This is a genomic window from Cytobacillus sp. IB215316, assembly GCF_033963865.1.
GTDB lineage: Bacteria > Bacillota > Bacilli > Bacillales > SM2101 > Nanhaiella > Nanhaiella sioensis.
Genome location: NZ_JAXBMC010000008.1, coordinates 109,003 through 128,721, shown reverse-complemented (window position 1 = coordinate 128,721; position 19,719 = coordinate 109,003). Strand labels below are relative to the sequence as shown.

Below are 19,719 nucleotides of genomic sequence, written 5' to 3'. Positions count from 1 at the left end.
AGAATTAGCAATGTGCTTAATAATCTTGTTCCTTAGAGCTAGGCTCTAAAGCGTAAAAGCTTTTGCTATTAAACTAGATAGAACTGCAAGGTGTGGCTTTTATATAGTTGTCATAGATTTATAAAAGAAAAGATGCAACTAACACTTTTTATACGTGTTTATTTCTTCATTTAATAGGGTTTTTTAGTAAACTCTGTTGGTTTTTCAATTACATTTTAGTTGCTGATGTGTATTCTATCATTTTTATAGTTTTTAAATAAGAAAAGGTATGCTCTACCTTGAACAATGGTTTGAAGGATTCCTACTGGTTCATTTTTGGAGGTGTACTTATGTATAAAAAAATTAATACTCTTATTTGTTTATTCTTTATAGTAATGTTAAGTGACGGCTGTATAAATCAACCTAATCAACTATTATCAGTTGAATTAGCAAAAACACTTCGTAGCAACTCGACAGAAATTAGTAATGAGGCGTTATACAAGTCAAATGATTTACAGTCATTATCGAAAAAGGTCATTGAAGCACCGTTGTTTCAGCAGTTGCCTGAACTTCCAAGAGGTTGTGAAGTTACTAGTCTTGCGATGCTACTTTCATATACAGGAATTCAAATAGATAAAATGGAATTAGCAGCAAAAATTCCGAAAGTACCTTATTATCAGCACGGAATGTACGGAGACCCTAATGATGGATTTGTTGGCGATATGTATTCATATGATAATGATGGCTACGCTGTGTACAATAAACCAATTGAGAATCTAGCAAATCGTTACATGCCTGGGCAAATTATTAATTTAACTGGAAAGCCGTTTACATTAATTGAAGATTATTTGAAAAAAGGAGTGCCTGTATGGGTAATTACAACAAGTACTTTTAATGTAGTACCAGAAGAATACTGGGAAACGTGGGAAACATCTACAGGCTCGATTAAAATAACTAAAAAGGAACATGCTGTGCTATTAACTGGATTTGACAGTCAGTATGTTTATGTAAATGACCCTCTTGTTGAGGAAAGAAATAGAAAACTAAATCGTGAAGACTTTTTTAGTGGTTGGAAGCAACTAGGAAGTCAAGCAATTACGCTAGCTCTTAAATTAAATCCTGTTGCTCACCATAGTTTTTATTAAGTTGATTGATGAAATGAACTTAGTCAATGTCTTAAGAGAACCTGTGTCTAGGATTACCTAGAACACACATCAACTATAAATTTGGATGAGAGTTATTAGAATCATTATTATCATGTTCAAAGGTTAGTACCTCTTCAACTGGTTGATATGACTGACCGTAAAACTTTTCGTCTTTATATGTATGAATGTGCTCATACGTTTTTTTCATACTGCGGAATATCGTTTGTTCAACGTCTTTTTCGGTTTCGTTATGAGGCGTCCAATATAGAATTTCCATCTCATTTACTTTTTCAGTTGCTAATGACCGACGGCGATAAGTAATGTTTTTGGCATGTGTAAAGCCTTCACGTTTATAAAATCGAAAGCGTTTTTCTGTATCTGTATCTTCATAATCAAGTGGTTCAACTTCTAGTAATATTGGCTTATTTTGCTGCTTCATTTTGTCAATAAGCTTATGCCCTAATCCTTGACCTCGCGCATTTTTTGAGACAAATAAATAATCGATCATGATGAACTCTTCTGTTTCGACATACATCAAGACGTGATGAAGTCCTTCATCTTTGAAATAAATATTACTCTTTTCTTTTAATAAAGCTTCCATATGCTCCTTAGACTTCATTTCCTCAATAGGAAAGTATTGGTTTAATTTTTCATACCAATTCATAAATTTATGTCTCCTTACTTTATTTAGTACAATTCTGACAAGCTGTAACAAGTTACACTTTTTATCAAATGATAATGATTGCATAAGGTAAACAACTCAGTATATTATTACCAGTTGAAAGATATTAAATTCAACTAAAAAAATACGGTAATATAAATTTTTTCCAATATAAATCAATAAACATATTGATAATTTACATGAATATGTTATAATGACTTAGGTGCTTTAGCATCGAACGTTTGTTATCAAGTTTTATATAATGCCAGTCTATATTTGAATTTTTCTAATTCACTGGCGTGATCATCGGAGTCACAAGGATGAAAGAGAGGTAGGGCTTTCATTGTTTTAGATGAAGGAATGTTAATTTGTGCTAGTAATCTTATATAAAAGTAATTTAGGTCAAATTATGTATAAATATAGTTAATGGAGTAAATAATTCATGTATTATAAAGAGTTATCACTTCAACATTGGTACTTTTTATAATATGTGAATTTTTTATTTTGTATAGAAGTGATAATGAAGCATATTATTAAATTTTGGAGGTATTATTATGCAAACAACTGGTAAAGTAAAATGGTTTAATGCTGAGAAAGGCTTTGGATTTATCGAAGCTAATGACGGCAACGATGTATTTGTACATTTTAGTGCAATTACTGGTGAAGGCTTTAAAACTTTAGAAGAGGGACAAGAAGTTCAATTTGATATCGTTGAAGGTAACCGTGGCCCTCAAGCTGAAAACGTTGTAAAGCTGTAATAGGAACAAAATAATAAACTAAACCCGAAGTGTAAGCTACACTTCGGGTTTTTTTTGTAAGTTTATTTAATAAGAACAGTTTCCCCAGTGAAGATACCCCATGTTTATGCCGTCGATCGAAAATGATACAAATACATATTGCTGTAGTATCAAGTAACGATTTTGCAAAAGTTTCAGTTAAGATCGTGTAAATCCTTTATATCTACTCCCCTGAAAGGTCAATTTTCCTTGATCGCCTTCGACAAGCGTGCCATATTCTTTGCCGCTAACTTGTAGCTCCATGCGATCACCACTTTCAACTTCAAAGGTAGCATAATACGTTGTACTAGACCTAGTAGTAGGGTGGTCATTATGGTGGTTAGTACGTCTCCTAACATTCATTCTCTTTGTCACGACAATCGCATTAACAGTTAAGACTGGTTGATTATTATTATGATTCCATTGTTTTATACCCGTTATTGCTACAAAAATAAATATTCCAAAGGTCATTATAAACCCAAATATGACTATATAAGGTATGATTTGAAATAACTCAAAGCCTTGTTCAAAACCATTGTTGAAATTATTGAATGGCATTTATCTCCCCTCCTTTAGACGGCAATTCAAGTACAAATGAAAAAAATATTGTACATCACATTATAACAAATCTATAGAATTAGTTACCAAAAAAGTGCATTTATAGTATTAAACACTGTAACAAATAATTTCATTCATTCGTCTTATTGGTTGAGGGGGGGTCAAAATAATGAGAAAAATACTTGTCCTTTTAGTATGTATGTTAATACTTGCTTCATGTGGGGGGAAGGAAGATTCTGGAGCAGTCGAAAGTAACGAAGCTAAAACTGATTCAAGTCTTTCATACGATCAAGCTACTCCAGTTAGTATAGAAAATTCTCTTCCAAATGGTGCTACTTTTGATGCTATGTATTTTGAACATTACGGTACAAATCCGTTCGTTTCAACTGAAGATGATTCACTTTCTACTTTTGCTGTTGATGTAGATACAGGGTCTTATAGTGTAGTAAGGAATTATTTATCAAGAGGAACGATGCCACCGAATGATGCTGTAAGAGTTGAAGAATTTGTTAATTATTTCGAATCAAATGTTTCTCCTCCAGAAAAAGAGACATTTTCAGTCCGTGTCGATGGGTCAATTTCACCGTTTGGTAAAGGCTATAAACTGATGAGGGTTGATATTAAAGGAAGAGAAATCAATGTGAATGATAGAAAACCAGCACACTTAACATTAGTCATTGATGTATCTGGGTCTATGGAACAAGAAGGCAGATTAGAGCTTGTTAAAAAAAGTTTGCATTTACTGTTAAGTCAGTTAAAGCCTGAAGATAAAGTGAGTATTGTTACTTATGGATCAAATGCACGAGTGGTGTTACAACCGAGCTCCCTAGATAACATAACGGCTATTGAACGAGCTATAAATGAACTTGGGCCAGAAGGATCAACAAATGTTGAGGATGGGTTGAGAATGGCATATGAAATGGCAAGAGAAAACTTTCATCCCGGTGCAGTTAATCGTGTTATCCTTTGTTCTGATGGAGTAGCAAATGTGGGTGAGACAAGTGCTGATGGCATACTAGAACAAATTAAATCATATGCCAAGAAAGACATTACATTGAGTACGTTTGGTTTTGGTATGGGAAATTATAATGATGTGTTAATGGAACAGCTTGCTGATCGAGGTGACGGAAATTATGCATATATTGATACGTTTTCAGAAGCTCGTCGCATCTTCATGGAAGAGTTAACTGGTACTATATATACAATTGCAAAAGATATGAAGGTTCAAGTGGAATTTAACCCCGAGACAGTGGATCGATACAGGTTAATAGGCTATGAAAATCGGGACGTGGATGATGAAGATTTTCGGAACGATACAGTTGATGGTGGTGAGATAGGTGCAGGTCATACTGTAACAGCACTATATGAACTGAAATTGAAAACGGAAAATCCAAATAATATTGGAGACGTTCACCTTAGGTATACTGATGTGGAACTTAACGAAATAAATGAAATCACTAAACCTTTATCTATAACAGGAGATGCTGGAAAAGATTTTAACTTTATTGCTGCAGTTGCAGAATTTGCAGAGATATTACGAGGTAGCTATTGGGCAAAGGAAGGGACATTTAATCATGTTCTGGAAGTAGCAGAACAAAATGCTAATACTGAGAAGGAGTTTGAATTTGTTCATATGGTAAAGGATGCAATGGCGATCGAAGCTGGAGAAAAATGATGTATCGTTCAATTCGAGCCCAAAGCTTTTCACGGTGTTAAGGAGGAGAGGATGACCAACATATTTTCAAGGATCTATTTTACTTGATCATTAAATCGAGCATACTTCTATTGCTAAAATTTATAAAGCTGCTATCAAAACTTATTTTGATAGCAGCTTTTTTAGCTCTATATTGATTTTTCCGAAGAGTGTAGTAGCAAACCCATTTCAAAATTAAACGTTGTATTGATGTCAAGATAGGACATGTTAAGTTATTTTCTCAATCTTGATGGCACATGATTTAAATTCTGCAGTCCCAGAGATGGGATCATATTCGTTAAGTGTCAACATATTTGTCGGAACTTCAGACCAATGAAAGCTCATAAAGACAAGCCCAGGGACCATTTTATTTGTAAGCTTTGTTTTCACTTTGACACTTCCTCTACGTGAGCTTACTTTGACAAGTTCCCCATCATCCACACCAATTTTTACCGCATCGTCAGGGTGCATATCAATTGTCTCTTCTGTTTGTTTTATTTTAACTCCATCAGCGTAGAATTTGGTTTGCGTATGTGTGTTATACGATTCATACCTTCTTCCAGTCGTAAGGGTAAAAGGGTATTCCTCATCTGGTAATTCTAATGGTGCTGTATATGAGACAGGAACAAATGATGTTTTTTCGCTAGTAAATTCAGTAGTATGAAACCGATCGTGTAAATATAATGTACCCGGGTGATCCTCTGTTGGGCAAGGGTAGTGAAGCCCATTCTCTCGATCAAGTCGTTCATACGGCATTCCACCGTACATTTCTTGAGCTAGTTTACGTACTTCATTCCAAATTTCTTCACTAGACTGATACTTCATAGGGTAGCCTAATCTCGTAGATAGGTCACATAAAATATCCCAATCTTCTCTTGTGTTAGGGTTTGGCTCTATCGCTTTCCTTACACGCTGAACTCTACGATCTGTGTTCGTAAACGTACCCTCTACTTCGCTCCAAGAACGTGCTGGTAGGACTACGTCAGCTAATTCAGCTGTTTCAGTAAGAAATATATCTTGCACAATTAATAGATCAAGCTTTTCCAAAAGTTTTTTCGTATGTGACATATGGACATCCGCCATCAGAGGATTTTCGCCGATTACGTATAATGCCTTTACTTCGCCACTTTCCATCTTTTCAAAAGTTCTCGTTTGGGTATCTCCGGCATGGGGGTTTATTGACACTTGCCACTCTTTTTCAAACATTTCTCTATGCACCTGACTGCTCACTTTGAAACCGCCAGGTAGTTGATTAGGTAGGCATCCCATGTCGCCTGCACCTTGAACGTTGTTTTGTCCCCTTAGTGGCATAATGCCATTTCCTTCTTTACCGATATGACCAGTTAATAAGGCTAAGTTTGCTATATCGAATACATTATTGACACCACTATGATGTTCAGTAATGCCAAGGGTGTATGCAATCATTGCATTTTGTGCATTTGCATACTGTCTTGCGACTTTTACTATTTGTTCTGGCTGCAAACCAGTGATTGCTGCAGCAAATTCAGGAGTATATTTTGCTACCTGCTGTTGAAGGTCATTAATACCATGAGTAACGCGCGATATAAAGTTGTCATCATACAGCTGTTCTTTCAATATAACGTGAATGAATGCGTTCATTAGCGCGATGTCAGAACCAACATTAATTTGTAAATGTTCATCAGCAAATTTAACCATATCTATTTCCCGTGGGTCAATTACAATGATCTTTAGCCCTTTTTTTACAGCCTTTTTCATGCGGTTAGCAATAATTGGATGGGCCTCGGTTGTATTCGATCCCATTAATAAAAGGACATCTGTCTTATCGAAATCTTCTAATCTATTGGTAGGGAAACCGCTTCCAAGTATAGTCGCCAGACCGGCGACGCTAGGAGCGTGTCAAGTACGGTTACACCCATCAATATGATTATTTCCAATTGCGGCTCTCATAAATTTTTGAGTAATGTAGTTTGTTTCGTTTGTTGAACGAGAACATGCAAACATTGTTATTGCATCTGTACCCCAATTATTTTTAATGTGCGTTAATTTGTTAGCTATGAAAGATAAAGCGTCTTCCCAGCTAGTTGGTATTAGTTTTCCTGCTTTACGAATGAGTGGGGATGTTAATCTTGAAGGTGAATGCACATAGTTATATGCAAAAGCTCCCTTAATACAAGTTTGTCCTTTATTCACAGGAGCTTCTTTATCACCACGTATTCTAGTAATTTTATTATCGTTTACTTCTAAAACAAGTCCACAACCTGTGCCACAATAGCCACATATTGTTTTAACCTTTTTAGCTTCTTCCATACTCTTATCCTCCTTTACAATCTAATAAAGATCAAGTTGTTTAACAAAGATGATAAGCTTACTATTATTTTAGCAAATCCTCATTTATGTTTGTGTAATTTTTCTAGTGAAAAATATAGAAAATTTCATCAAAATTGCTCAGATTATCCCTTGTTATTATTTTATTAGGATTTTAACCGTGAAGTGAAGTACAAAAGCCACGAAACTACAATTGTGCACGTGTTCCAATTAATTGTGAAAAAACCTATTGTGCAAGTAGTTTTTATAAAAGGTTCTTCTCGTAAACTTTGTTGCTATTGTTATTAAAGTAGTTTCAAAATGGTGTATATAATGTTAGTCATCGTTGTACAGAAGAAGCAAAGATGCCACGAACTCTGGTTAAGTACGTGTTTATTTTTGATGCAAAAACAGCCTTACTTAAAAATGAACTGTATGATTAGTTTTATGAGATCTCAATATTTGTAAAAGGAGAAAAGATGCTACGAACACTAAATGTGATGTGTAAGTTCTTATATCTTAGCAAGATTTTAAGCAATCAAAAAAATCCGAATAAAAAAACTCTTGGTCCCATTAATTGGTGACCAAGAGGGTGTTTTTTAAGCTTTAAATCAATTGTGGTGAGAGATCTCAGCGTGCATATTAATAACCAAAACGGCCTACACAAGCACAACCAATTATGATTAATAAAATGAACAACACGACTACTAATGCAAAAATACCGCCACCGCCATATTCTGCCACTTATAACCCTCCTTATAGGATAATTAATGAGGCCTAATTGCCTCGTTAAAAATAACATATGCAACCTAGGTAATATTGCTTGGGTCATTCAACTATTTTTATCGAGAAATTTTTCTTAATCTTCAAGGGTCTTTTGTTATTCTTTGTTGCTTAATTAACTGAAATTTCATATCTCGATCCAGGTAATATTTATAGTTTTTGCCGATGATTTAAAGGTGAAATGGTATCACAAACTACAATGCGGTTGGTTAATTTAAAACGAAAGAAAAATTAAATGGCAAAATTAGCATGATAGAAGAGTGAAGGGTAGCGTGCTACTATAAGTTTGCATTAGGCGAGGGTGGTGATTTGTTTAATCAAGCTGACTTTGATGTGCTCTTTTTGTAAGGTTTTTTCGCAAAATTTGTTGCTATCGAGAGTCGGTAAGGGCAGTAAAAAAAATACAATTGAGCTCATTATTAAATGAAAAAGGCTGTTTCTAAAAAATTATTTTTTTTAGGATAAATAATTGTAGGTCAGGAATGATCTGATAAAATAATTGTGTTAAAAAGTAGAGATAAGGAGGGTGTCAATTGCCACAAGGGCTTATACATCATATTGAAATAAATGTTACTGATTTGAAGAGTTCAGTTGCCTTTTGGAGTTGGTTATTAGAAGAATTAGGATATGAACCTTTTCAGGAGTGGGAAAGTGGTCAAAGTTGGAAAATTGGAGACACATACATTGTTTTCGTTCAAACTGATGAAAGGTTTTTGGACATACCCTATCATAGATGCAGGGTAGGTTTAAATCATTTGGCTTTCCATGCAAGTTCACGGCAACAAGTTGACGATATGACAAGAAAGTTAACAGAAAAGGGTGTTAAAATCCTTTATACTGATAAACATCCCTTCGCAGGAGGGGAAAATGATTATGCAGTTTTTTTTGAAGACCCAGACAGAATTAAGGTCGAATTAGTAGCTCCTTGAACTTTAACCTCTAAATTTAGAGGTCTTTTATTATGTATTCCTTAACATCTCTACAGCTAGTAATTAGACTTTTTGACACGTTGAAATTAGTGTTTGTCTATTCGGTTATCCGATGTCAAAAACACTTTGCTTTAAGCTTTCTAACATACACTGTTCTTGCTTTACGAGCAATCATATTACCAGCTATTTTGTCCGACTACAACAGTAATTTTGAGGTTTGAAATTCCTCTTTTTATATCTTTCTAAGTGTGATTTACAGTATCGTGCTAACTCCTTCGTACAATTCATGGAGCCTTTTGTTAAGACAAACAATAGGTCTACAGACTGAGAACCGTCCGTGCCGTAGCATGTTTTCTTACTTATGAGGTATGTTTATAATAATGGTATAATATTAAAATATTTGACAGATTGCTAGTCGAATTTCGATCTAATAGGTAATCATTTTGTTTATTTAAGGCTCTTTTCGTAAAATTTGTTACTATTGCTATCAAATTAGTACCAAAAAAGTGATTTTATATTGTCAGTCATCGTTGTACAGCAGAAAAGATGCCACGATCTCTAGTTGTGTACGAGTTTATTTTCTTAATACGAAAAACACCAATCAATACGAAAACAGCATTATTTAAAGCAACAATGTTCACAATCCTTTTAAAGTATATTTATAAAATAGAGTGAATAAGAAGGAACATTCAGTATTAAAGTCAAATTATTTATGGGGAGAACACAAGTGAGGTTCTTTTCTGGAGGGTTTATTATGAAAACACTTAGTCAATTTATTTGGGGATTTTTATTAGTTGGAATTGGGATTGTACTATTATTGATGAATATTAATGTTATTACACTAAATGTGAGAGATGTTTTTCACTTTTTCTATCCGTTTTTATTCGTCATCATCGGCTTGAAATGGGTGGTAGAATGGGTAATTACTAAGGGAAGAACAGGATGGTTTAAGGGAGTCTTTGTTATAATTTTTGGGTCATTACTTATACTTGATAGATTTTTTATTATTGAATTTGGATTTTGGGATGTATATAAATTGTGGCCACTTTTCTTCATTTTTCTCGGGTTGGAAATGTTCCGTAACAGGAAAATTACAGTTATAAAAGTCGAGAAGTCAAGTGAAAGGAAGGATAAAGCGTTGAAAAAGGTCAGTGAATTCTATGATGAAGACGATGATATACCTAACGACTCAAAGGGGGTTATCTTGAAAAATTTCTCTATAGGCACAATGAAATTCGATGATGAAAATTGGGCTGTTAAACCAATTAATATTAAGAATATGATTGGTGACTACTATTTTGATTTTAGCAGAGCTTATATCCCTGATAAAGAAACTGAAATAGTTATTCAAGGATTAGTTGGGGACATTAAAATGCTTATTCCAGAAGATATTGCTTGTAAGATCGACACGACAGTAAACATGGGAGAAGTAAAAGTTTTTGAACTTAGAAAGGACGGAGTCCACAATACTATAAGCTTCGAGTCTGACAACTATTCAAATGCTACGAGAAAGCTAACAATCCATCTTTCATTAAAAGCAGGTTCAATTCGAGTCGATCGAGTGTAGGAGGAAAAGCTCATGCTTAAAAATATTATAAGTATACGTTTTCAATTTATTCGCTCCCATCTCGTAGCTGCTCTAGTGTCAACTATCCTTTTCTTTGTTGGTTTACAGCTGTTTTTCTTGTTTTTTCCTGCACAATCCATACACATTCCTACAATCTTGTGGATGACGTTGTTTGTTACATGTATATCAATAGGATCGGGTGTTTTTATTGGCTACCGAAATAGCATGTCTATCAAAAAAAGAATAGAGGATGTTTCAACATATATAACAGTGTTATCGAGAGGGAATTTATCAGAGCGTATACAAAGTGAAGAAAAAGATGAAATTGGAAGAATTAGTGATGAATTAAACCAACTAGCGATAAAGATTGAGGGACAAGTAGATTCCTTACAACGGCTTGCAGAGCAAAAAGCAGAGTTAGCTAATAATGCGCATACAGTTGCGGTTGTTGAAGAACGACAAAGACTAGCTAGAGATCTTCATGATGCAGTAAGTCAACAACTTTTTGCGTTAAGTATGTTATCGTCAGCTGCAGTCCGACTTATTGATGATGACCCAAATTTAGCTAAGAAACAGCTTCAAGAAATAGGAGATATGGCTGGTCAAGCTCAAGTGGAAATGCGAGCTCTCTTGCTTCATCTCAGACCTGTGCGTTTGTCAGGAGAGCCTCTCGATCAAGCAATTAACCAGCTTGTTAATGAGTTAGAGCAAAGATGCCCGATCAAATTTAAAGTTTCTATCCAAAATATAAATGACCTTTCATTTGCAGTGGAGGATCATTTATTTAGAATTGTTCAAGAAGCTTTAGCAAATAGTTTACGTCATGCTGACGCATCAAAGATGAAAATCGACTTATATAAAAGAGATCAGTATATTTTTTTACACGTATATGATAATGGCAAAGGCTTTGATGTAACGAATTTAAAAATGGCTTCATATGGTCTACACACGATGAAAGAACGGTGTGAAGAAATTGGTGGACAATTTAGCGTGAAATCCAATGTTGGAGAAGGAACATATATCGATATTCGCATACCTTTTAAAGGAGGAGAACACGATGGAGGAGAAAATTAAAGTGGTCGTTGTTGATGATCATGAAATGGTAAGAAGAGGTATTATCTCCTATCTTATGACTGAGCGGGATATTGAGGTAGTTGGTGAAGGTAAAAATGGCAAGGAAGGAATTGAACTAGTAAAAAAGAACAAACCTGACGTTGTGTTAATGGATTTGTTAATGGAGGGCGGTACAGGCATCGATGCAACTAAGCAAGTGATGGCTATCAATCCAGCGTGTAAAGTCATCATTTTAACAAGCTATTATGATGATGAACAAGTATTTCCAGCAATAGAAGCCGGAGCGTTTAGTTATTTACTAAAGACATCACGGGCTGATCAAATAAGTGATGCAATTCGCAAAGCATTTCGTGGAGAAAATGTAATTGAACCAAAAGTAGCAAATAAAATGATGAATCGCTTTCGAAATAGTTCTGAAAAACCACATGACAAGCTTACTGATAGAGAACTAGATGTGTTAATATGTTTAGGTGATGGCTTAACCAATCAAGAGATCAGTGATAAATTATTTATTGGGGTAAAAACGGTAAAAACACATGTGAGTAACATCCTCAGTAAACTTGAAGTAGCTGACCGCACCCAAGCAGCCATTTACGCTAATCGTAATGGCATAGTAGGTTAATAAATAGTAATGTGTTTTTAAGCATCTTTTCGAAAACAGTTGTTCCTAAACTAGAAGATAACATCTAACAGTAATCTTTATATAGAAGAAAAGATGCCACGAAGGCTAGATGTATACAGGAAACACATTAATCAATTCGAAAAGCCTTATTTAACTTGTGACTTTAGTTTGTAATATTTTTAGGAGGTTATTTAGAAGGCATGAATAGTATAAAAAATTATTGGAGAGAAGAATCCACCATATTTGAAATGCAAGAAGCTATGGACGCTGAAATCATTTCTTCTAAGCAACTTGTTTTGTATTTTTTACATAGAATAGCATCCTTTGATAGCAAAGGACTAGCGATTAATTCCATTGCACAAATTAATCCTGATGCACTACATATTGCAGAATCTCTTGATAGGGAAAGAAAGTTAACAGGAGCTCGCGGTCACTTGCATGGAATTCCTATTTTATTAAAAGATAATATAGATACAGATGATAAAATGAATACGAGTGCAGGTTCGTTAGTGCTAGCAGATTCTTATGCTGCTGATGATGCGTTTGTAGTAAAGCAGTTACGAAAAGCAGGGGCAGTGATACTTGGGAAGACTAACATGACTGAATTTGCTAATTATATGGCTGAAAATATGCCTTCTGGCTATAGTTCAAAAGGTGGGCAAGTATTAAACCCGTACGGACCTGGCAAGTTTGATGTTGGAGGTTCAAGTTCGGGGTCCGGTGCAGCAATAGCAGCCAACTTTGCAGCTGCAGCGATAGGAACTGAGACATCTGGATCGATACTAAACCCAGCTATAAACAATTCACTCGTTGGCATCAAACCTACGGTTGGTCTTGTCAGTCGTGATGGAATCATTCCGATAGCTTTCAGTCAAGATGTTGCAGGCCCAATGGCAAGAAATGTGAGCGACGCTGCAATCTTGTTAAGTTCAATTACTGGCATAGATGATGAAGATCCTTCGACAGCCATTAGTATAGGACAAAAGAAGAATGATTATAGTCAATTTCTTAATAAAGATGGTTTAAAAGGAGCAAAGATTGGTGTATTTCAAGATGTTGAATACGATTGTGTTAGTGAAAGAAAACTCATTCAAACCGTTATTGACGTCATGCGTGAGGAAGGGGCAACAATCGTAGAATCAATTACAATTCCATCCTATAAATCCGACTGGCATTGGAACGTATTGGATTATGAATTTAAGCCAGCAATCAATGCATATTTAAAGAAGTTGAATCACGGTCATATCCGTACACTTGAAGATATCATTTCTTTTAATGACAGTGTTCCTGAGAAAGCATTAAAATATGGGCAACACTATTTTTTACAATCCCAAAGTAGAAGTGGGGCATTAACAGAGGCGGAATATATTCATAGTAGAGCGAATGATATTTCTTTATCGAGAGACCAAGGAATTGACTACGCAATAGATAAGTACGATGTTGATGTGATTTTATTTCCTTCAGATTCGGGAGCAGATATAGCAGCTAGAGCCGGCTATCCGTCAATAAGTGTACCTTGTGGCTTTACTACAGATGGGAAGCCCTATGGGTTCACATTGACTGGAAAAGCATTTACAGAAACTCAATTAATTAAAATAGCGTACTCATACGAACAAAAAACAAAACACCGTCAACCCCCAAGGAGTCAGTTCTCCGGCGCTTAGAAGCGTTATAGTAGTGGGGGTCAGACCCCGAAGGAGTGTACATATGCGTGTCGTGCAAAATATTGCAGATTTAATTGGTAATACACCACTTATTAAATTAAATCGTCTCACAGGTCAAAATGAAGCAACGGTTTATGTTAAGCTTGAATACTACAACCCAAGTAGGAGTGTAAAAGATCGTGCTGCCTATAATATGATTATTGAGGCAGAAAAGCACGGATTGCTAAAATCTGGTTCAACAATTATTGAGCCTACCTCTGGTAATACTGGTATCGGCCTTGCTATGAATGCTGCAGCGAGAGGATATAAAGCTATTATCGTTATGCCTGACACAATGACAGAAGAGAGAATTAACCTTGTTAAAGCATATGGAGCAAAGGTTGTCTTAACCCCTGGTGAACAGCGTATGCCTGGAGCGATAGAGAAAGCAAAAGAATTAGCGAAACAGATTCCTAATAGTTTTATGCCAATGCAATTTGAAAACGAAGCAAACCCAAATGCCCACCGTACAACTACAGCGGTTGAAATAATTGAAGCTATGAAGCAACTTGGTAAAACACCGTCAGCTTTCGTTGCTACATCTGGAACTGGAGGTACGATTACAGGAACTGGTGAAACGTTAAAAGAAGAATATGAAAACATAAAGATATATGTTGTTGAGCCATCGGGCTCGCCGGTTTTATCTGGGGGGCAGCCAGGTAAGCATAAACTTGTTGGAACGAGTCCAGGGTTTATTCCTGATACGTTAAATACAAGCATATACGATGAAATTATCAAAATTGAGGATGATCAAGCATATAGTATTGTTCGAGATCTTGCATCAAAAGAGGGGATTCTTGTTGGGCCGTCTTCAGGTGCGGCTGTTTACGCAGCTATACAGGTTGCAAAAGAATTATCTCCACAGGATATTGTAATATGTATGACCGCGGACTCTGGTGAACGCTATTTATCCAGTGATGTATTCAAAGAGTGACTGTTTGCATAGCACGAAAGACATAGCTATATGAATGATAACTTAATAAAATCATCAGTCTGTTTATACTATTATTTACGCAAAGAAGTGACTAATTTTTAGATATCCATGTTAAGTTTAGTGAGTATATTAACAAAACAAAGAGGCTGGGACAAAACCCAATTAAAATGAAGAAACCGCACGAAATCAAATTTATAAACCTTGATTTCGTGCGGTTTTATTTTTACTTAATGTATAAAAACCAGATAGTTTTCCACTTATGTTCCAGCCTCTTTTGCATTATATTTACTGGATGCTTCTAGATAAATGATTTTTATTATTGTCATATTAAGAAATAACTTCATGTTTTTGTTTTATATATTATTGATAGTTCATAAAAGCTCTAGTAGCAACTTTAAAATAGCTCTATAAAAAGTACTATTTAGCCAATTTCACTGCAGTGCCTGTAGCGACAACCATCATCATTCCATCTCTTAGTGTTTCAAAGTCTAAGTCTACTGCAATTACTGCATCAGCACCTAATTGCTTTGCTTTTCCTTCCATTTCAGCAATTGCTGCACGACGTCCTTCAGCTAACTTACTCTCGTATGTGCCACTTCTTCCACCAATTATGTCTGTTACACTTGCTAAAAAATCTCGGACGACGTTAGCACCCATAATAGCCTCAGCTGTTACGATGCCTAAATACGATTCAATTTTCTTACCTTCTAATGAATTAGTTGTTGTTACAATCATTTCTAATTCCTCCTTGTAATGGATTCGTGTTTTTGAGTTCCTTCAATAATTAATACGATTAACTGCAAAAAGAGATTCATTTTTACTTCAACTTCTTTCTAAAGTTGTTTTGTCCTAAGAAATACATAGTTATACAATTAGAGTTCACAGCATTCTTACTTATAAAAAATAATGGCAAGCTGTTAAACTTCGCTTAGAGGTTCTTGTTAAAAGGTTACAACAAGAGCATTCATAAAGTTGTCATTAGATAGACTGAATGTATAGGTCATCATAAGGTAAAATATAGTAGAGAGATTATGTGCTAAACATTGAAATATATTAAACTGCGAACTCTGGTGGAAATATGCATATCATTCATAATGGGGGAGTGGAGCTAATATGAAGCACGCAAAGGTAATTAAGATGCTCGTTATACTTATTATAGTCTTGTCGTTGATTTCATCTGTTTATGGTGTTTTCTCAAATCGAGGACCAGGTCAGTTTGAATTTATGTCTGTACGTGGGGAAACAGTAACCGTACAAGGAAATGGGTTATATCAATATGATTCTATAGCCATAGCGTCACAGGCAATTGCACAAGATCTCGTGACGATAGTAGTAGGTATTCCTTTACTTATTATATCTCTCTATATGTCTAGGAAGGGACTAATAAAAGGTGATATTTTACTCACAGGTACTTTAGGGTATTTTTTATATACGTATACTTCGTATTCTTTTCTATCGATGTATAATCCATTTTTTCTTATATATGTACTTTTGATGTCAGCGGCGTTTTTTGCATTTACACTCGCCATGACGTCATTTGATTTGAAAAAGCTAAGCTCTTCGGTTTTCGATAACCGGTTTCCCACAAAGTTTGTAGGTGGATTTTTATTATTCATAGGGGTAACAGTTGGGTTGATGTGGCTAGGTAGGATTGTTCCCGCTCTTATTGACAATTCAATACCAATTGGCTTGGAACACTATAACACGTTAGTGATACAAGCACTAGATCTTGGATTTCTTGTACCAATTTCTATTTTATCAGGTTATTTAGTACTACGAAAAAATTCTTTCGGTTATTTACTTGCATCTATCGTAATCGTTAAAGGAATTACAATGCTAACTGCAATTACAGGAATGATTATTAGTCAATTATTATCAGGTGTCCACGTTAGTGTAAGTGAGATTATACTATTTCCATTGTTTAATGTTGTAGTCATATATTGTTTGTTTCTAATTTTGAAAAACATCGATGAACGAATTGAGCTTAGACATCATTAAAAGTGAGTAAACCAGTAATGCTTTTATCAAATGACGTAAGTACAATGATCATCTATACTTGGAAACATGATTGTACAACAATGTGAAAATCGATCTAATCATACTAAATTTAAGCCACTTTTTCATACACTATGCTGCTAATATTGTTAAATTAGAATATGAAGAATTATGGGATTTCCGTCTATCAAATTCCACACAAATGGAGTTGTTCAATCAGGTGAAGTACATCTCCACCTGATTGGATTTTAGTTTAATCGAAGGAGCGTTATTCGTTTTTGAGACAACTACTTATTGCTAGTCATCGAAAATCGTAGTTTTTTCCATTTTCACCATAATCCTTTGCTTCTTCAAGAATAATTTTTCGTTGATAACGTATTTGATCGGATTCTAGCTTTTTATCCCCCGATTTCTTTTTCGACATTACTTCGTATATATACATTTTTTTATTTTTACTCATATTGATACCTCTTTCTGCAAATATACGGATTCTAATAATGTGAATAATTCGCTTTGACTAAGTTCATAGAGATGGCGATCGTCAGGTGATTTGAAAACCCCGTTATCTATAAGAATAGAGATCCCTAAATCTTGTATTGCTTCATGCATTGAACTTTCGTTTTCTTCGTCCACTGTATTCATTATTTCTTTCATTGTTTCAAGAGGTATATGATTAGCGTCAATATCTACCGTTGACAAATTTGCATTTGACTGTTTTTTTCCATCTTCATGTTGTGTCTCATTATTTGTTGTTTCAGAGTAAATAACTTTCGATGTGTCAGTATGTTCTTCACTGTTTGCAAGTACATTGTTTGTAGTTAGTCCGCTCAATGTAATTGCACCCGCTAATGTTAAGGCTCTAAGTTTTTTCATTAAAATTTCCTCCAAATTGTTAAGTATGATATGTTAATATACATATTTTTTAAGAATGAATCATTGATTTGTGCTGCTAAATGCTCATCATTGTTCTTAAAGCTAAAAAAATGTGTGGTGTTTACCACCTTGATTAGATGTTAACAAAACAATATGTGATAAATGTGTTATAGCTTATTTTTTTCTGTAAATTCATTTCTTCCCTAGAAAAACTAGACGCTACATGATTGAAATTGATTTCTGTTTATTAGTGTAATAGAGTAGTTAGAAAATGAAACACTATACATATTTAGATAAGTTTTTTTCGTAAACTATATTCCTATTTTTACTATAAGACCTCAATAATTTTATAATAGAAAACGTGATTATATCTAATAATGAAAATCGGGCAATTAATGCGAAAAAAACCATTAATAAAGGCATAATAAATGAAAAAAAAGTGTAGTTAAACAATTTGGAATTTTTTATACTGACAAAAAAGGTTGAAAATGTGGTAGTATAAAATATTATAAAAATTTAAACAAATTAATGCGTTAATGCAATGATTAACTTGACGGAAAGGTGTTAATGAAGATGAAAGTGGCAAAATTTGGTGGTAGTTCAGTTGCGAGTGCTGAGCAATTTAGAAAGGTAGCTTCAATAATAACAGCAGACTTACAGAGAAAATTTGTCGTAGTTTCTGCTCCTGGCAAGAGGCATAAAGAAGATACTAAAATGACTGATATGCTAATTACACTAGCAGAAAAAGTTATCGAAAGAGACACGTATGCAAAGGCTCAAGCTGCAATTTTACAAAGATATGCTGAGATAGCTGCAGGTCTAGAGTTATCAAGTAATATCGTTTCAGAAATTGAAAAAAGTATTAAGGACGTAATTGAATCTTATCAAGATGATGATGAGCAATTTTTAGATAGAATAAAAGCAAGTGGCGAAGACAATAACGCAAAACTGATGGCATTTTATTTGAATCACATAGGTTTTGAGGCACATTATGTTAATCCGAAAGAAGCAGGAATTTTTGTAAGTGAGGAGCCTGGTAACGCAAATATTTTACGTGAATCCTACGATCATCTGTACAAACTTAGGAACAGAAGTGGATTTTTAATCATTCCAGGTTTTTTTGGTTACTCTCCTAAAGGGCAATTAGTTACTTTCTCAAGAGGTGGATCAGATATAACTGGGGCTATTGTTGCAGCTGGCGTCCATGCAGACCTTTATGAAAACTTTACTGATGTTGATTCTATATATTGTGTTAATCCAAATATTGTTAATCAGCCGAAAGACATAAAAGAATTATCATACCGTGAAATGCGTGAACTATCTTATGCAGGGTTTTCGGTTTTTCATGATGAGGCATTACAGCCAGTATTTAAGGCTAAAATACCAGTTTGTGTAAAGAATACGAATAACCCTGAAGCAGAAGGCACACTCATTTTATCTGAAAGAGAAATTGGTGAAAATCCAGTTGTTGGGATTGCAAGTGATACAGGGTTTTGTAGTATTTATGTGAGTAAATTCTTAATGAATAGAGAGATAGGTTTTGGTAGAAGGCTGTTGCAAATCCTAGAAGATGAAGGTGTGTCGTATGAACATACTCCTTCGGGAATTGATAATATGTCAATCATTTTGCGCGAGCATCAGCTAGATGGATTAAAAGAAGATAAGTTGCTAGACAGAATTCAAACAGAATTGCACGTAGACGATATATCTATTGAGAGAAATTTAGCCATGATTATGGTCGTTGGTGAAGGAATGAATCATAGTATAGGAATAGCGTCAAAAGCTACTGAAGCATTTGCAAAAGCTGAAGTGAATATTGAAATGATCAACCAAGGGTCTTCTGAAGTGAGTATGATGTTTGGAGTTAAAGCATCAGCTGTCGACAGAGCAGTACGGTCATTGTATGAGAACTTTTACAAATAAAAAATAATTAGCTGAAGTAGTGGGCTTACTTGTTCTTTAAAAGAATGAGTAAGCCTTATTTTATTGTCAACTCTACTTAACTTAATTGAGAAGTTGCTTATGTTATATAAGATTTTTAGCGTCTTTTCATAAGGCTGTTTTCGCATTAATTGTTGCTTTTTCGTAATAAGAGTTAAACACGAACACAACTAGAGTTCGTGGCATCTTTTCTTCTGTAC

The 19,719-nt window shown here is 34.7% G+C and carries 18 protein-coding genes and 1 pseudogene; 11 read left to right on the top strand and 8 right to left on the bottom strand.

What is annotated here, in order from left to right; all coding sequences use genetic code 11:
- Nucleotides 1-329: 329 nt before the first annotated feature.
- Nucleotides 330-1,124, top strand: coding sequence for a C39 family peptidase (locus SLH48_RS14075; RefSeq protein ID WP_320258692.1), 795 nt, complete (start codon nucleotides 330-332; stop codon nucleotides 1,122-1,124).
- A 73-nt stretch (nucleotides 1,125-1,197) separates the two neighbouring features.
- Here SLH48_RS14075 and SLH48_RS14070 read toward each other — a convergent pair whose 3' ends face one another.
- A complete protein-coding gene (locus tag SLH48_RS14070; protein ID WP_320258691.1) occupies nucleotides 1,198-1,788 on the bottom strand; it encodes a GNAT family N-acetyltransferase in 591 nt (196 codons plus the stop codon).
- A 551-nt stretch (nucleotides 1,789-2,339) separates the two neighbouring features.
- On the opposite strand from SLH48_RS14070, the gene SLH48_RS14065 reads away from it, so the two are divergent.
- Nucleotides 2,340-2,543, top strand: coding sequence for a cold shock domain-containing protein (locus tag SLH48_RS14065; RefSeq protein ID WP_214481354.1), 204 nt, complete (start codon nucleotides 2,340-2,342; stop codon nucleotides 2,541-2,543).
- A 177-nt stretch (nucleotides 2,544-2,720) separates the two neighbouring features.
- Here the strand turns inward: SLH48_RS14065 and SLH48_RS14060 are convergent, their stop codons facing one another.
- Entirely contained in the window at nucleotides 2,721-3,119 is a 399-nt protein-coding gene (locus tag SLH48_RS14060; RefSeq protein ID WP_214481353.1) for a DUF2500 domain-containing protein, read from the bottom strand.
- A 169-nt stretch (nucleotides 3,120-3,288) separates the two neighbouring features.
- Between SLH48_RS14060 and SLH48_RS14055 the strand changes: the two genes are divergently transcribed.
- Nucleotides 3,289-4,794, top strand: coding sequence for a VWA domain-containing protein (locus SLH48_RS14055; RefSeq protein WP_320258690.1), 1,506 nt, complete (start codon nucleotides 3,289-3,291; stop codon nucleotides 4,792-4,794).
- Nucleotides 4,795-5,040: 246 nt separating this feature from the next.
- Here the strand turns inward: SLH48_RS14055 and fdhF are convergent, their stop codons facing one another.
- The 3 genes and pseudogenes from fdhF to SLH48_RS14040 form a co-directional block, all read right to left on the bottom strand.
- Nucleotides 5,041-6,936 carry a formate dehydrogenase subunit alpha gene (gene fdhF / locus SLH48_RS22520; RefSeq protein ID WP_413785428.1) on the bottom strand — a complete coding sequence of 632 codons (1,896 nt, stop codon included), beginning with the start codon at nucleotides 6,934-6,936 and terminating at the stop codon, nucleotides 5,041-5,043.
- A gap of 3 nt (nucleotides 6,937-6,939) precedes the next feature.
- A pseudogene (locus tag SLH48_RS22515) lies at nucleotides 6,940-7,101 on the bottom strand (hypothetical protein); the annotation flags it as partial.
- Nucleotides 7,102-7,740: 639 nt separating this feature from the next.
- Nucleotides 7,741-7,842 (bottom strand): YjcZ family sporulation protein, encoded by a 102-nt coding sequence (locus SLH48_RS14040; RefSeq protein ID WP_214481350.1) that lies wholly within the window; start codon nucleotides 7,840-7,842, stop codon nucleotides 7,741-7,743.
- 572 nt (nucleotides 7,843-8,414) lie between these two features.
- Here SLH48_RS14040 and SLH48_RS14035 point away from each other — a divergent pair.
- The 6 genes from SLH48_RS14035 (at nucleotide 8,415) to cysK (ending at nucleotide 14,710) form a co-directional block, all read left to right on the top strand.
- Nucleotides 8,415-8,810, top strand: coding sequence for a VOC family protein (locus SLH48_RS14035; protein WP_320258689.1), 396 nt, complete (start codon nucleotides 8,415-8,417; stop codon nucleotides 8,808-8,810).
- A gap of 754 nt (nucleotides 8,811-9,564) precedes the next feature.
- Nucleotides 9,565-10,377, top strand: a complete 813-nt coding sequence (gene liaF, locus SLH48_RS14030; protein ID WP_320258688.1) for a cell wall-active antibiotics response protein LiaF — start codon at nucleotides 9,565-9,567, stop codon at nucleotides 10,375-10,377.
- Nucleotides 10,378-10,389: 12 nt separating this feature from the next.
- Nucleotides 10,390-11,451, top strand: coding sequence for a sensor histidine kinase (locus tag SLH48_RS14025; RefSeq protein ID WP_320258687.1), 1,062 nt, complete (start codon nucleotides 10,390-10,392; stop codon nucleotides 11,449-11,451).
- A complete protein-coding gene (locus SLH48_RS14020) occupies nucleotides 11,435-12,073 on the top strand; it encodes a response regulator transcription factor (RefSeq protein ID WP_214481345.1) in 639 nt (212 codons plus the stop codon). The genes SLH48_RS14025 and SLH48_RS14020 overlap by 17 nt, the downstream gene beginning before the upstream one ends.
- Nucleotides 12,074-12,273: 200 nt before the next feature.
- The gene (locus SLH48_RS14015; protein WP_320258686.1) at nucleotides 12,274-13,737 is read left to right on the top strand and encodes an amidase family protein; all 1,464 of its coding nucleotides are present in this window, start codon (nucleotides 12,274-12,276) and stop codon (nucleotides 13,735-13,737) included.
- 43 nt (nucleotides 13,738-13,780) lie between these two features.
- Nucleotides 13,781-14,710: a cysteine synthase A gene (cysK, locus tag SLH48_RS14010; RefSeq protein ID WP_320258685.1), complete on the top strand. Its 930-nt coding sequence runs from the start codon at nucleotides 13,781-13,783 to the stop codon at nucleotides 14,708-14,710.
- Between the two features lie 417 nt (nucleotides 14,711-15,127).
- Here the strand turns inward: cysK and SLH48_RS14005 are convergent, their stop codons facing one another.
- Nucleotides 15,128-15,445: a YbjQ family protein gene (locus SLH48_RS14005; RefSeq protein WP_214481342.1), complete on the bottom strand. Its 318-nt coding sequence runs from the start codon at nucleotides 15,443-15,445 to the stop codon at nucleotides 15,128-15,130.
- Nucleotides 15,446-15,823: 378 nt separating this feature from the next.
- Here SLH48_RS14005 and SLH48_RS14000 point away from each other — a divergent pair, with 378 nt between their 5' ends.
- Nucleotides 15,824-16,708 (top strand): hypothetical protein, encoded by an 885-nt coding sequence (locus SLH48_RS14000; RefSeq protein ID WP_320258684.1) that lies wholly within the window; start codon nucleotides 15,824-15,826, stop codon nucleotides 16,706-16,708.
- A gap of 298 nt (nucleotides 16,709-17,006) precedes the next feature.
- On the opposite strand, the gene SLH48_RS13995 is transcribed toward SLH48_RS14000, so the two are convergent.
- Both SLH48_RS13995 and SLH48_RS13990 read right to left on the bottom strand, forming a co-directional pair.
- Nucleotides 17,007-17,165 carry a hypothetical protein gene (locus SLH48_RS13995; RefSeq protein WP_214481340.1) on the bottom strand — a complete coding sequence of 53 codons (159 nt, stop codon included), beginning with the start codon at nucleotides 17,163-17,165 and terminating at the stop codon, nucleotides 17,007-17,009.
- The gene (locus SLH48_RS13990; RefSeq protein WP_320258683.1) at nucleotides 17,162-17,578 is read right to left on the bottom strand and encodes a Fur-regulated basic protein FbpA; all 417 of its coding nucleotides are present in this window, start codon (nucleotides 17,576-17,578) and stop codon (nucleotides 17,162-17,164) included. Before SLH48_RS13990 ends, SLH48_RS13995 begins: the two co-directional genes overlap by 4 nt.
- Nucleotides 17,579-18,151: 573 nt before the next feature.
- On the opposite strand from SLH48_RS13990, the gene SLH48_RS13985 reads away from it, so the two are divergent.
- Entirely contained in the window at nucleotides 18,152-19,501 is a 1,350-nt protein-coding gene (locus SLH48_RS13985) for an aspartate kinase (RefSeq protein WP_320258682.1), read from the top strand.
- The last annotated feature ends 218 nt before the right edge of the window (nucleotides 19,502-19,719 follow it).